Below are 14,439 nucleotides of genomic sequence, written 5' to 3' on the forward strand. Positions count from 1 at the left end.
CCGGGTAACATGACTATGAATTTGGTGTTTTTTCTCCCCATTATTTTAACCGTCTTTGGTCAAACTTCACAGGAAATAGTGAGCAATATCACGATTTTTTATCGGGTATAACTTGTAAAAATACTGGGTTATAACGATGATGGAGGACCAATGGTTAAAAAAGTCTACTTTAGTCTAACAACTACATAAAAGAGGAAGACATTGAAGTTATTACCTATCACATCGCTAGTGCTTTTATCCCTCGGAATACTGCCCAATGCCCATGCAGAAACCAGCACTAAACCGCTTACCCTGACCGACATTATGCATTTTGAGTCCCTCGAAAAGCCCGTTATCGCTGACAATGGTCAAGTGCTGGCAGTCGAGGTGGCGCCGGATCGTGGCGATAGCCATGGCTTAATTAAAAATCTGCAAACAGGAAAAGACTTTCAGATTGAAGGCGGCTCAGGTCCTATCGTGAGTCACACTGGCCGTTATGTGGCGATGGCCGTAAAACCCAGTTTGCTTAAAGTCGAAACCAGTGATGCTAAAGCCAAGAAAAAGCTCAAAGCCGATATGGTGCTGCTTGATACCCAAACTGGCACGCAAACCAAATTTGAACGGGTAAAGGAATTTGCCTTTAGTGACGATGGCGCACATTTAGCCATTTGGTTTGAAGCCGACGAGGAGGCCAAGAAAGACGCCAAAGAGAAAACTGAAGGCGCCGATGATAAGCCCAAAGCCGAGAAGGTGAAGGTCGATAAGTTCGACCAAGGCCGTCGTTTGAGTTTAGTGAATTTGTCTTCGCCATCGCAGCGGGTGGATCTGGAGCATGTGACCGCCTATTACTTCGATAAAGACAGTCGTCGCTTGGCTGTTGCGGTCAATGATATCGAGGCGAAACAACATCAACTGCAACTGATTGATTTGAAAGACTACAAAAAATCAACGGCATTTGAATCTCAAACTCAACAAATTGGTGCGGTTTCACTGTCGAAAAATGGTCGCTGGCTGGCCTTTACCCAAGGGGATGCGAGTGAATTACCCTATGGCCGCAGTTATCAGCTAAGCCTAGTCGATATCGCTTCGGGCAAAATTCGCCCTGTGCCAAACACCAAAGAGTGGACGCTGAATCGTTACGCCAGTTTAAGCTTCTCGCTAGACAGTGAGCGACTCTTCTTTGGCCGTGTGCCCGAGGTGAGCCAACAGCTCAGCCTGAAGAAAATCGCAGAAGCAAAAGACCTTTACGACAAAGAGATAGTCACAGGTCAACGTGGGCTTAAGGTCTGGCATGGGGACGATCCGCGGATTAAACCCCATGAAATCAAACAATATGATAAAGAGCAAAAGCGTACTTACTTAGCCGTGCTGCATTTAGGTTCAAATAATGTAGTGCAACTTGGCGATAAAACGGTGCCAGATGTGACCCTGTCACAGCACAAGCGTTATATGCTGGCAAGCTCTGACTTACCCTATCGCAAGATGATCACTTGGGCGGGTTTTTATCAAGACTATTACTTGGTGGATATCAACACCGGGCGCAAGTTGCCGCTGTTAACCCAACAACCAAGCGATGCTGAGCTGAGCTTATCGGGCGACGGCAAATATGTAGCCTATTATCAGCAAGGTAATGTGTATTTATACGATATTGCCGAAGGTCGTCGCACCAATCTGACCAAGTCTTTAAAGGTGAGTTTTGCCGATGAAGACCATGATTACCCTTCCAATGCGCCGGGTTATGGTTTTGGCCCTTGGCTGAAGGATGATGCAGGCTTCCTCGTCTACGACAAATACGATGTATGGCAGTTTAATACCGCATCGAAAAGCGGATTTGCCTTAACCGCGGGGCAGGGGCGCGCTCAAAAAATTCAATATCGTGTTGAAGGCTTAGTCGATAATCCCGATGAGCCAACCACATTGGCCTACAACGCCACTGTGCTGCTGCATGGTTACAGCGACAAGACTAAGGCCGATGGTTTTTATCAAGCGACCTTAGGCGAAGCGGGCGTTAAGACCTTGATGGAAGGCGAGTATAAGCTAACTGTGCTTGGGCGCAGTAAAGATGCGGATACCTTAGTGTTCTCTAAGGAGCGCTTCGATCTGTTCCCTGACCTGTATACCGCAAGCTATCTGACCCCACAAAACGCGGTTAAGCAAACCGATTTAGATAAGCAACGCCAAGCCTTTAATTGGAGCCAAGCCGAATTAGTGCATTGGACCAATGGTGATGGCAAGCCGCTCGATGGCGTGTTGATTAAGCCTACTAACTATCAAGCGGGCGAGCGTTATCCTGTGCTGGTTTACTACTATCGCTTTATGACCGACAGACTGCATGCCTTCCCGCAAATGAAGGTCAACCACCGACCAAACTTCGCTTGGTATGTGAATAACGGTTATGCGGTATTCTTGCCGGATATTCGTTTCGAGATCGGTTATCCCGGCGCCAGTTCGGTTCAAGCGCTGACCTCGGGCGTGCAAAAGCTTATCGACATGGGCGTTGCCGATGCTAACGCCATTGGCTTACAAGGACATTCTTGGAGTGGTTATCAAACTGCGTTTGCCATTACTCAAACAAAGATGTTTAAAGCTGCGGTGGCTGGTGCCCCTGTCGCCAACATGACCAGCGCCTACAGCGGAATTCGCCATGGCACTGGGCTTGCGCGCCAATTCCAATACGAAACGGGCCAAAGCCGCATAGGTGAAAGCCTCTTCGCTGCGCCGCAAAAGTATATCGAGAACTCGCCAGTCTTCTATGCCGATCGCATTCAAACGCCGCTGATGATCATGTTTGGCGATAAAGACGATGCGGTGCCTTGGGAGCAGGGTGTTGAAATGTACTTGGCGATGCGCCGTGCGGGTAAAGATGTGGTGTTTTTACAATATGAAGATGAACCCCATCATCTGAAGAAATACCCCAATAAGCTCGATTACAGCATTCGCATGATGGAATATTTCGACCATTATCTTAAAGGTAAACCTGCGCCAACTTGGTTAAGCCAAGGCGAAGCCTATGTCGAATATAAAGCCGATGATGAGTAATCCTCTGTTTTAGGTTTATTCATAAGCAAACGCCACCATAAGGTGGCGTTTTTTATGGAAAGAAAGGACATAGGCGAGCGATTTTTTACTCTAGTAAGTTGCTTTCGGATTAAGATATCTGTTGAGTAACGCCTTAAGCACTCGTTGGTTTTAGTTTGTGACTTGTTGGAGCCCAAAAGATCACAGCTTTACCAAGCCCTATGTGTTTTGACTTGTTATTTGTTGGTATTAGCACTGCCATAAAAAACTTGCAGAACCATTACAGCGACAGACGAACGAATACGCCACCCCTCCGCCGCCAAAATTCATTTCTGTTTCCCAGTTTGGTCCTTGTTCTAGTTGAGCGACAAATTCCATTGGTTCATTACACGCAGTGCAATTGGGTGTTTCATCACCTTGAATCCATGCGGGTTCACCGGAAATTTGGCCTAATACCTCTCGAGGGCTAACGCCATTTTCTTCCGCCCATTCCCTTCTTGCTGCTTCGTAGTCATCTCCATCGACCGATACTACCTGAGCTGAGTGCGCTGTATCTCGAAGCGTTTTGCCTTCAGATGGGACTAGGACAAATTCAAGGTCAAATGGTTTTATTACTATTACAGCGTTGCCGCCGCCATCAGCATCCGAATCGTCGCACATTCCAGGATCGTTTTGGCACATAAAAATTTGATGTAATTCTTCTTCAACCGAGATTTTCGCCAAAAATTGCATTGGAAGGTTACAGCAAGCACAAGTCGGCCAGTGAAAATCTTCACCTTTATTCTTAACTGGTTTTCCACCAAAAGAGGTTTCGCTCATTTCGGCTAAATCAGATTTATTTATCAATAGGTTAATCATATTAATTACTTCCGTTGTATAAATTACGCTTGAATAACGCCGAGCCACTAAACGGCTTCGGCTTGAATGAGTTATTAGGCCCCAGCTGGAGAATGGGCAGACAAGAGTCTCTCGACGTCCCGAGCGCTAATGCTCGCGCCATTGAACTCAAGAGATGGGTTGCTCTCCAAAAGAGGGTACCTCAGCACTGCCAAGCTTGGAGCAGGGATAATTCATGTGCTGCAAAGCCTAGCTTGCCATCGAGGAAGAACTCAAGTTTGCAGATCTCATCGCGGCGGTATCAAGCACCGGCAGCCGTTGTACAGGGTAAGCGGCGTTCTTATGTATCCATTCAACGTCGATGTGTTCCATGGGGCCTAACATGTGATTAGTGTACGTTTACTTTGTTAGAGCAGTAAAAGTACACAATTAACTATTTGTATATAAAGAACTTATCAGTTTTCCATTTAATAAACCATCCTGAAAACGCACATCCTCGTTTTCGAAACCGATTAACTAAAATCAAGGCTTATATAATTAATTGATTCCAAATGTTTTTATTTGTTAGCGGTTGAGTTGAGATACACTAACCTTGGCCTAAAATCACTCAAAAGTATCTAAACTCGAATACGACAGTATACCTTGCATGGTAAGTAGCCGTGCGATAGTTGTTGCAGATGCCGCCGTCGACCCTGTAGGGATGATTCTTGTTAAATAAATCGGTGGCTTGTCATAGGGGGAAACAATGGCAATGAATTGGTATTACATTGCCATTTGGGGATATTGTTTAAACGCTTACGATATTTAGCTTAGGGATGATGGCGATATCAGAGCTAAATCAATTTTTGCTTGAGCTTTCGGCTTCTTTGGCTGTGCGGCTTACGATATCAGTGCCAGCTTCGAGATATTGTTTATAGGTATCATCGCCCCAGGCCACGAGTTTATCGTCTTTAAAAATCAGTGGGGTGCATTCTTCTTTGGTGGTCACGCCATCGGATTTTTCATGGTGAGTACGATAAAAGAGCACTTGTAGTTGGCCATCTTTAAGGGATTTGGCTTCTGTAAAATCGGCCTTGCCAAAGAGGGTTTTTACGGTGGCAATGTCCTGTCCTAGGGTTAACTCATTTAATTTCTGGCTGTTATAGACTTGTCTATCTTCCCAATCCATTTCATCTGGGGTGGGCTCATATACCAGCACCACAACAGCGACGAAGGCGACATACGCGGCAAATATACTGCCAATAATGACCGAAGTTTTTGATTTCATTGAATCTAATTCCTTTGCATATCCAATGTACAATCTGGCAAGTCAATAAAATACGCCTTTGATGGCCTAAGGTAAACGGCTTTATTGCAACTTAGTGTTAACAAGGTGCGTTAATCGAGCTGCGGCGTATTGGCGGGGCCATTGACCCTAAAATCCTTGAGGTTGATGTTTAAGGGCAAATCGATTTGCAATTGGGCTAATTTATAACTGAGGCGAGCCATATCTCGTCCTTCGGCCAGCTTTTTGGCTTGTTTGGCGCCGAGATTGGGCAGAGAAGAAAACAGCGCAGCTAAGGTTCTGAAGGTTCGCAGCAACTCCGCCGCCGATTTGGGGCCTATGCCTGCGATACCGGGGATTTTATTACCGCTATCACCCGCCAGCGCCATTAAATCAAGAAATTGGCTACGATCGACGCCCAATTTTTGTTCAAGCTCTGCGATGTTGAGGTATTGCTGATTAAAATGATCCCATTGACTGATACGCGGATGATTGAGTTGGCTAAAGCCTTTATCGGTGGACACGATAACGGCTTCGCCTTGGGCTTTGGCGGTTTTCATCGCAAGGGTGGCGATAACATCATCGGCTTCGGCGGCGGCATAAATCGATTGAATTGGTACGCTTTTGAGGTGTTCCTGCAGTGCAGGTAAGCCAGCTGCCAGAGGCTCGGGCATAGGTTTACGGCCCTTTTTATAATCGGGATAAAGCTGTTTTCGCCAAGAGATCTCATCACCATCCCAGACGATAGCGACATGGGTAGGGTGGTGAATGCGCAGCAGTTTAGTGCAGGCGACACTCACACGCTCCGTTAAACTGTCCATATCGTTCTCATCTGGGATCGCCGCATAAATCCGGCGAACTAAGTTGAGACCATCGATAATTAAAAACTTATTCATTGGCGGTTATTGTTTTACTTCACTATTTGATAGCAGGGAACATAAGCGCTTCCCGGCAGTTTCATCCTATGTTGGGCGACAAAGGCCCCCAGCAAATTGTCCATCAGTTCCATTAAATGTGGATCCCCTTTAATGTGGAAGGGGCCTAAGTGCTCAATCTGCTTGATGGTGTCTGATTTTACATTACCTGCCACGATACCCGAAAACGCTTTGCGTAAATTAGCGGCTAATTCCGCTTTATTAGCTTGAAAATGTAAATCTAAGTTAGCCATCACCTCATGGCTAGGGATAAACGGCAGTTGGAACTCGGGTTCTATCTTCAGTCCCCATTGATATTGATAGGCATCGCCGGTGGCGCGGCGATGGTTTTTCACTTGTTCCATGCCTTGCTTCATCACTCGGGCGACTTCGGCGGGATTGTCTATGATGATTTGATATTTTTGCTGCGCCTCGGCTCCTAAGGTGGCGGCAATAAACTCATCAATTTTAATAAAATAATCCGCGCTCTCACTGGGACCCGTCAGTACCAGTGGGAAGGGGGTTTCCTGATTTTCTTTATTGAGCAAAATCCCCAGAATATACAGTAGCTCTTCGGCGGTACCCGCGCCGCCGGGGAAGATAATAATGCCATGGCCTAAGCGCACGAAGGCTTCGAGGCGTTTTTCGATATCGGGCAAAATCACCAGCTCGTTCACAATTTGGTTAGGCGGCTCGGCGGCAATAATACTCGGCTCAGTAAGACCAATATAGCGGGCATTTTTAATCCGCTGTTTCGCATGTCCAATGGCCGCGCCCTTCATTGGGCCTTCCATCGCGCCTGGGCCACAGCCGGTGCAAATATCGAGTTCCCTTAGGCCGAGCTGATAACCCACCTCGCGGGTGTATTGGTATTCGACGGCATTAATACTGTGGCCGCCCCAACAGACGACCACATTGGGGTCTTTCATCGGTGCGATGGCGCGGGCGTTACGCAAAATATCGAACACTACGTTTGTAATGTGGCTGGCGTTGGTCAGATTGATATGTTTAAGGGTGTCGTACTTGTCGCTGATGTAGAGGATATCCCGCAGCACCGAAAACAAGTGTTCTTGGATCCCGGTGATAATTTGGCCATCGACAAAGGCTTGTTCTGGGGGATTGATAAGCTCTAGCTTAACCCCGCGTTCACGTTGCAACACATTGATATCGAAGTTCTGATATTGCTCGAAAAGTGCTTTAGAATTGTCGGTCTTAAGGCCTGCTGCGAGTACGGCGAGTGAGCAGTTACGATACAGTTGATATAGGGCGCTCTTGGCGCTTTTTTTGAGGCGATCAACTTCGAGTTGTGAAAGCTGATCCATGCTGCCCTTTGGGCTGACTTTTACTATCATTTATCACTCCTTCGTCTCGACAGGAGTGATAAGAGGCGACGTATAGGCTGACTTTGTTATACGTCAATCACAACCCTGTCTCTGCTTTCATGTTTTGCTTTGTAGAGTGCTGCATCGGCGCGCTCGAAGGTTTCATGTATGAGCTCATTCCCCATAACCTGCGCAGCCCCTATAGATACTGTAACTGTAATTCGCTGATTTTTAAATTTAAATGGAATATTTTTTACTTTTTCACGGACTCTGTTTAAAAGTTGAGCAATATCGCCACCGTCAATTTCAGGCAGGATGAGCACAAACTCTTCGCCGCCGTAGCGAGCAACAAACTCGGTATCCCTTAGGGAATTCTTTAATGCCATGGCGATAACCTGCAGGGTTTTATCGCCCGTGCTGTGACCAAAGCTGTCGTTGATGCTTTTGAAATGGTCGATATCGGCTACAGCAATCCACAGCGGTGTTCTGTGACGTTGATAATTGCGATACTCAAGCTCCATGCGCTCTTCAAGGGCGGCGCGGTTAGGCAGTTGAGTTAAGCTATCCAATAGATTGAGTTTTTGTTGCTCGAATAGCCGTTCTTTATAGGTATTCGCTTCGCTACTGAGCTCATTCAGCTCTTTGCGCATGGTCTCCATTGATTTGCGCAGCAGGGCCTGCTCACGCTGCTCTAATGCTTCTTTACGGGCGAGGGCGGAACGAATCGAGCTAAGCTGTTCGGTTAATTGTGCTTTAAGATCGACAATATCGTCGGTGTCGATAATGGCTTCACCTACGTTATCCACGCGCGAATTAATTTCCCGATTCAACTGAGTCTTCAGTTGGAAGCTGCGCTGATTGTGATTGTAGGATTCACTCACCACTTCACGCACCGCGGCTAAGGCATCGTTTAGTGCGTATAAAAATTCTTGCGAGGCTGACTTTTCGCGGGCGATATTATCGAGCAGCAGGGATAAAATCGTTTGATAGGCTTCGAGCAGGGTGTCGATTTCGACTTCCGAAGCCAGTAGCTCTTTAATAACCAGCACTTGGTCGCGTTGATCTTTACGGAACTCAATTTCCGAGATCATCTGCGCCAATTCGTGGGCGAGCTGCCTGTGTTTAGGCAACACATCGAGTTTTTCGGCTTCTTCAAATTGCTGCTGCAAAATGGTGTCATAGAAACCAATTATTTGTTTTACTTTAGGAATATATTCCCACACCGTATGGAAAGGTTTGGCGAGATCCTGCTTAAAGTAATTAACTTCTTTTTTGAGTTTATCTGGCGCTGAGTTTACCCGTTGGATTTGGCGAATGACTTGCGCAAGCCCTGTACGGCTCTCTTCAAGTTGTACCATCACATGGTGGTATTGACCCTTTAATAGGCGTTCAACATCGACTAATTCCGGCAACGCTTCATCGACTCGCTCAAAGGTATTCAAGTTATGGCGAAGTTTGGCGAGTTTATTATCCAGTTCTAAATTCTGACCTTTGCAGGCAAGACTTAAATGGCCAATAAATTGGAGTAAGGTTTGTAACTTAGCATTTCTATCTTCATTGACTTCATCGAGTGCCAACTTGGCAGAGTGAAGTTTCTGTTGGAGTAATGCCAGTTGTGAAACTGTCGTGTTGGAATCCTTCATCCGGAGTATTTTCCTAACTCAGCAGGGCTAAAAAGCATGACGTCCTCTGTCTAGATTAGCAGTTAACTCATATGCTACTAATGTTATAACAACGGCAGTGGAGTGCAAATCGGTTTGCCCATGTCCTTGTGATTAATAGTCGATATTGATCAAATATTTTCCAATAAATGTCTATCTTGGTTGTTTTCCCAGCAGGGCCAGGCAATCTGCTCCTTAGGAGCATCGGTGTCGACTCGAATAAGGCCGCGCTCAATCCCTTTCTCCAAGTGCAAGAATAGCGGGTTTGCAAAGAGTGTTGGCGGTACAAAATCCAAGGCCCTTAGGCACACATAATGGCTGGTATCATTCGGTAAACTTCGGGCACCCGCCAATGCCATTTGCACTGTTTCGAACAGTAACTTGGGGGCGATTTTAATTTCTGCTTTGGCTAGCAGTGGCAAATTAATCAAGCCAAGGTTAAAGCTATGGCTTAAGCCTTTGCCATCAAGGTATCTACGCAGCGTGTGTAATACTTGCTGCGGCTCTACCGCCTCAGTAAATCTTACGGCAAATAGCCCTTGGCGGATCACATAGACGGGCATCAATAGACTATTGCCTATATGGTGAGTCAATTGTTGGGTAATAGCATTAGCAAAGTATTGGCCGTGATTAAGATCGGTATTGACGTGTTCGCCAAATTCAATCAAGGCGAGGGCGGTAGTTGGCGCATTCGCAGGAGGCTGAGCCAGATCCTTTAAGAGTGCGGCATAGCCTTGATGCTGAGTAAAAGGCTCCTGCAAACTTACTGCGAGTAAGGCTGCATTTTGGCGCCTTGTTTTACGGCGCTGATTTAATAGGATAACTATCCCTACTAAGAGTAGCGTGGCGATAAGGCCACTCAAGGCGAGTAACTTGTTGGTATTTTTAGTGGTTTCAACGGCATCGTTCAGTTTGCCCTGTAGCATACTGAGCTCAAGTTTGAGTTGCTGTTCGGCCAGTACCGAGGAAGATACCGACGAGTCCTGCGCGGTATTCTCGGATGCTTGGCTTAATTCGATAATGCGTTTTTGAGTGCTTATTACCTTGGCTTGATCGTTAAGTTTTTCCGCCGACAGGGCGATTTGCGTCAAGGCTGATTTTTGCTCATCTTGCAATTTTAAATCGGTCGCTAGGGCCAAAGCGTTTTCGGCATGGCTCATCATCAGCGGCCAATCTTCCTTCGCTTGGGCTATCTCGCCAATTAGCAGCTCGTTATACACTAAATAGTGATGACTTTGTTTTTCAACAAAGATTTGGTTCGCCATCAGTAAGTATTTGAGGGCGTTTGCCTCGTCATCTAAGTGCGAATAGGCTTGACCGAGATTATGGAAGTTCAATCCTTGAGCGATGTAGTTACCGCGTTTAGCATCGAGCTGCTGGGCATTGAGATAGTAATCAATGGCGCGGTTCCAATCCCCTTGCTCGCCATACACCATGGCGATCACTGTCATGCAACTTGACAGATAAGTGTCGTTGCCCAGTTTTTTAAATCCTGCGGCGGCCTCATGGGCATTCTTTAAGGCTTCATCCCATTGTTTTAAATCCCGATAGACCTTCGCCAGTTGTAGCTGCAGATGGGTCTTCATCGAAGGATAATTGGAGCGATTGGACAGGCGAATCGCTTCGCTATAGTGCTGTAATGACTTAGTGAGCTGCTGATTTTTATTGTAATAATGCCCGAGCTTTGACTCGGCCGCCGCAATCAAATAATCGTTCCTGAGTTTGTAGGCGATATCGCGATAGGTATGAAAATGCATTAAGGCAGGCACATCCTGACGGATAACGAGGTGCAAACCGCCTAAGTGTTCATGAATGGTGTGCTTGAGCAGCATGGACTCGACATCGTAACTGTCGTTAATCCGTGTCAGCGCCTCATTATAAAAGGCGATGGCTTCTTGGTATTTTTGTTCGGTACGGCCGATATAGCGGCCCTTTAACATGGCGACCGTGGCTTGTTCGAACGGCGTCTGCGCTATGCTTGCAAGCAATTCGATAAGGGTATTAGCGTCTTGAAACCCGACCTTAGATTTTACATTCGGCTCCATATTCAATCGCGCCAGTAGCTGCAAAATATGCTCGAATTCGTCGCTGCTGTAGCCCTGCTCTTGGGCGGCACGTTCAAACTGTTCGCGGGTCTTAAAGGCAATAGGAAAAGAAAGGGATTGATTGAGCCTGTCGTACATCTTCTGTGGCGTTTCACGCAATTCTATTTCTTCGGCTTCGAGATCGGCAGCCTTTGTTTGAAACGAAATAGACATCAACAAGGTCACGAAAATAACAATGAATTTACGCATGTGTAGGTGGCCCTATATTCCCTAAGTCAAGGAACTTATTTTGTTAGCTTTTGTTAGCGCCTAATGAGGATGCTACATCGACTTGTTATACTTGGAAAAAATATAAGAAGCATAATAACAGAAGACGGAAGGAAGTCAGAGTGAAACCCAGTAGATTATCTGTTTTGATATTAAGTGCATTAGGTTCGACAACTGTTTTAGCCGATGTAGATTATAAAATTGATTTAAGCCAACCAGAACATCACCTTGCGCAGGTGAGTGTGACTTTTCCCGAAGCTAAAGCGGGTGAGTTGACGGTTAATCTTCCCGTGTGGCGTACGGGTAAATATCAAGTGTTATCCCTATCCGATGGTGTGCGTTTATTTACCGCGAAAGACAGTCAAGGCAACAGTCTTCCATGGAAACGTAGCGCCAGTGGCGAGTGGCAAATAGCCCTCGATAAACCCGCCAGTGTGACAGTGAGTTATCAACTTTTCGCCAATGAATTAGGTCAACGAGTACGCCATATCGATGCGAGCCATGCTTATCTCGATGCCAGTGGCGTATTTATGTATAGCCCGCAATTTCGGGCAGACCCAGTGGCCGTGCAGTTAACGGTTCCCGAGAACTGGCAAAGTTATTCGGGTATGTCGTCAGGTAATGCGGCGCACTCCTTTGTGGCGCCTAATTATGATGTGCTGATTGATTCCCCCATCGAAACGGGAGTGAGTCTCCACAAGCAATTCAGCGCCAACGACAAAGACTATGAACTCGTGTTTTGGGGCGAAGGCAACTACGATGCCGATAAGGTGGTGAAAGACTTAACCGCATTGAGTGGCCAAGCCAAGGCGATTTGGGATGGTTATCCCTTTGAGCGTTATGTGTATATGGTGCATGCCACCAGTGGTGCGGGCGGCGCGACCGAACACTTAAACTCAACGGTTATTCAACTGCCGCGCTTTAGTTTTCGTGAGCGTAAGGATTACCTACGCTTTATTAGCACGGCGTCCCATGAGTTCATTCATACCTGGAACGTTAAAGCCTATCGTCCGGCAGGTTTGGTCCCCTACGATTATCAGCATGAAAACATGACCGAACTGTTGTGGATTGCCGAGGGCTCTACCAGTTATTTCCAAGGTCAGTTATTGCTGCGTGCAGGTGTGATGACGCCTAAGGAATTTTTAGAAGATTTAGCCAAACGCATCGAGAAGAGTGAGCTGACACCTGGGCGCGAAATTCAATCCGTTGCCGAGGCCAGTTTAGGCGAGTGGAGTAGCACGGGCGGCGATTATGCCATTAACCACAGTGTGAATATTTACTCCGAAGGTTATTTAGCTTCGCTGGCGCTGGATTTCTCCCTGCTGACGGATTCGAAGCTCGCCCACTCGTACCGAGACGTGCACCGCAAACTCTATCAGGATTACCGCGTGCCTAAGGGCTACACTGTGAGTGATGTAAAGCAGATCCTGAAGGACTTATCGGGTAAGGACTACGGCCCGTGGTGGCAGAGCCATGTCAATAGTCCGCTGAGCCTTGAGTTTTCAAGCCTGTTGTCTCAGGTGGGATTAGTGATGTCCTACGGTAAAGACTCCAAAGCTGAGCCTTTTACTGGCATGACTTTAAGTAGCGAACATGGCTCTTTAGTGCTTTCTCAAGTCTTGCGTAATGGCCCCGCTTGGCAGGCCGGTATTGTCGCAGGAGATGAGATCCTCGCGATTAATGGCTTAAAGGTCACGGCACAAGGTTTTGATAAACGCATTAAAGACTTTAAAGTGGGTGATAAAGTCGAAATCACCTTATTTAACAACGACAAAATCAAGCAAGTCGCTTTAACCTTAGGTGAGAAACAAAGCGGTAAGCTAGTGCTAAAAGGCGATGCGAAGGCGACTAAGCAGCAAAAAGCCTTCTTCAAAGCTTGGCTCGGTATTGATTGGCCGTTCGATAATAAGGGTGAACTGCTGACGAAAAGCTAGTTCGTTTGCGATTTGAGTGAGTGGCCATAGAGGTTGGTTCACTCGAATCGCTGCCAACGTGTTATTTCTGTCATAGAGACTAAAAAGGCGCCGCAGTGAACTAAGTTCAACTGCGGCGCCTTTTTACATTATTTGTTTGATTTAGCATAAACTTGTTTGGAGCTTTAGCTAAACGTGGCTGCGTTTTATAAGCTCGCTTAAGCGTTAAGCTTGAGTCTCTTCAAGGCCACCTAATGCCGAAACCAGTGCGTGCATCAGCGCCACTAACTCACTGCCCATTAAGGCAAAGTCGGCATCGAGGCGCGCCATTGGATCTTCATTCCCTAGCTCATCATTCCCTGCTCTAAATTCTTCGGAGAATTTTAAACGTTTTACGCTGGCATCGGATTGCAGCAGTAGCGCAATCGATTGGCCAAAGTGCAGGGCGAGCTTATGTACTTCTTTGCCGGTTTCGAGGTGGGCAAGTACTTCATCTTCTTTTAGATCTTGCTGCTTAAAGCGCACGATACCACCCTCATCGGCGGCCGATTTCAACTCGGCTTCATCTTGCATTTCAAAGGGTAAGGGGGCGCTGCCATCCTTTAACCATTGAGTGAGGTTGGATTCAACTGGCGCTTTAAAGCTTAATGGGATCACAGGCAAGCTGCCTAAGGCCTTACGTAATAAGGCTAATAATTCTTCGGCCTTAGTGGCGCTAGAGCTGTCAACGAGGATCATTTCCAGCTCAGGTAAAATCAGCGCGCGAGTTTGGCTGCGACGCGAAAAGGCGCGTGGCAATAGGCTAGTGATGATTTCATCTTTCAGCGCATCTTTTTCTTTTTTGGCGAGTTTACGATTTTCTTCGTCTTCAATTTGCGCCACTTTTTCTTCTAATGATTCTTTAATCACTTGGCCAGGCAGAATTTTTTCTTCTTTCGTTACACAGATAAGGTGACGATTGTTGGCGCTGTGCACTAAGGTGCTGCCCTGTTTACCTAAGGCATTGGAAAACCCAAATTTGCTGACGTCTTGGCTGCCGCACGGAGAGAATGTGAAATCGGCGAGTGCGGTTTCAAGTGCTTCTGTTTCGATGGAAAAAGGTTTATTGAAACGGTAAAGAGTAAGATTTTTAAACCACATAAGATGCGCTCATTGGAAAAATAAAGTCGCAGTTTACGGCATAGTTGCAACGGGGTAAACCTACCTTAAATCGTTAAAT

General features: G+C 46.6%; 9 protein-coding genes. 2 read left to right on the forward strand and 7 right to left on the reverse strand.

What is annotated here, in order from left to right; translation table 11 throughout:
• Window positions 1–201: 201 nt before the first annotated feature.
• On the forward strand, window positions 202–3,018 hold the full coding sequence (locus M0415_RS01345) for a S9 family peptidase (RefSeq protein ID WP_249555921.1): 2,817 nt from the start codon (window positions 202–204) through the stop codon (window positions 3,016–3,018).
• Window positions 3,019–3,246: 228 nt separating this feature from the next.
• On the opposite strand, the gene M0415_RS01350 is transcribed toward M0415_RS01345, so the two are convergent.
• The 6 genes from M0415_RS01350 to M0415_RS01375 form a co-directional block, all read right to left on the reverse strand.
• Window positions 3,247–3,855, reverse strand: coding sequence for a hypothetical protein (locus M0415_RS01350; RefSeq protein ID WP_249555920.1), 609 nt, complete (start codon window positions 3,853–3,855; stop codon window positions 3,247–3,249).
• 817 nt (window positions 3,856–4,672) lie between these two features.
• Window positions 4,673–5,101 (reverse strand): DUF3192 domain-containing protein, encoded by a 429-nt coding sequence (locus tag M0415_RS01355; protein ID WP_011717753.1) that lies wholly within the window; start codon window positions 5,099–5,101, stop codon window positions 4,673–4,675.
• A gap of 110 nt (window positions 5,102–5,211) precedes the next feature.
• Window positions 5,212–5,994 (reverse strand): flap endonuclease Xni, encoded by a 783-nt coding sequence (gene xni, locus M0415_RS01360; protein ID WP_249555919.1) that lies wholly within the window; start codon window positions 5,992–5,994, stop codon window positions 5,212–5,214.
• A gap of 14 nt (window positions 5,995–6,008) precedes the next feature.
• Window positions 6,009–7,364 (reverse strand): nucleotide 5'-monophosphate nucleosidase PpnN, encoded by a 1,356-nt coding sequence (ppnN, locus tag M0415_RS01365; RefSeq protein WP_249555918.1) that lies wholly within the window; start codon window positions 7,362–7,364, stop codon window positions 6,009–6,011.
• Window positions 7,365–7,420: 56 nt separating this feature from the next.
• Entirely contained in the window at window positions 7,421–8,977 is a 1,557-nt protein-coding gene (locus M0415_RS01370) for a GGDEF domain-containing protein (RefSeq protein WP_011717750.1), read from the reverse strand.
• 149 nt (window positions 8,978–9,126) lie between these two features.
• Window positions 9,127–11,289 (reverse strand): tetratricopeptide repeat protein, encoded by a 2,163-nt coding sequence (locus tag M0415_RS01375; RefSeq protein ID WP_249555917.1) that lies wholly within the window; start codon window positions 11,287–11,289, stop codon window positions 9,127–9,129.
• Window positions 11,290–11,429: 140 nt separating this feature from the next.
• On the opposite strand from M0415_RS01375, the gene M0415_RS01380 reads away from it, so the two are divergent.
• Window positions 11,430–13,241 (forward strand): M61 family metallopeptidase, encoded by a 1,812-nt coding sequence (locus M0415_RS01380; RefSeq protein WP_249555916.1) that lies wholly within the window; start codon window positions 11,430–11,432, stop codon window positions 13,239–13,241.
• 204 nt (window positions 13,242–13,445) lie between these two features.
• Here M0415_RS01380 and rdgC read toward each other — a convergent pair whose 3' ends face one another.
• On the reverse strand, window positions 13,446–14,360 hold the full coding sequence (rdgC, locus tag M0415_RS01385) for a recombination-associated protein RdgC (protein WP_086902322.1): 915 nt from the start codon (window positions 14,358–14,360) through the stop codon (window positions 13,446–13,448).
• Between the last annotated feature and the right edge of the window lie 79 nt (window positions 14,361–14,439).

Source organism: Shewanella sp. 10B, from assembly GCF_023475885.1.
Lineage (GTDB): Bacteria > Pseudomonadota > Gammaproteobacteria > Enterobacterales > Shewanellaceae > Shewanella > Shewanella mangrovisoli.

Bases quoted from the DNA above. Each gene is read 5' to 3' on its own strand.
- M0415_RS01350 (WP_249555920.1), bottom strand. From the start codon at position 3,855: ATGATTAACCTATTGATAAATAAATCTGATTTAGCCGAAATGAGCGAA.
- M0415_RS01355 (WP_011717753.1), bottom strand. From the start codon at position 5,101: ATGAAATCAAAAACTTCGGTCATTATTGGCAGTATATTTGCCGCGTAT.
- xni (WP_249555919.1), bottom strand. From the start codon at position 5,994: ATGAATAAGTTTTTAATTATCGATGGTCTCAACTTAGTTCGCCGGATT.
- ppnN (WP_249555918.1), bottom strand. From the start codon at position 7,364: ATGATAGTAAAAGTCAGCCCAAAGGGCAGCATGGATCAGCTTTCACAA.
- M0415_RS01370 (WP_011717750.1), bottom strand. From the start codon at position 8,977: ATGAAGGATTCCAACACGACAGTTTCACAACTGGCATTACTCCAACAG.
- M0415_RS01375 (WP_249555917.1), bottom strand. From the start codon at position 11,289: ATGCGTAAATTCATTGTTATTTTCGTGACCTTGTTGATGTCTATTTCG.
- rdgC (WP_086902322.1), bottom strand. From the start codon at position 14,360: ATGTGGTTTAAAAATCTTACTCTTTACCGTTTCAATAAACCTTTTTCC.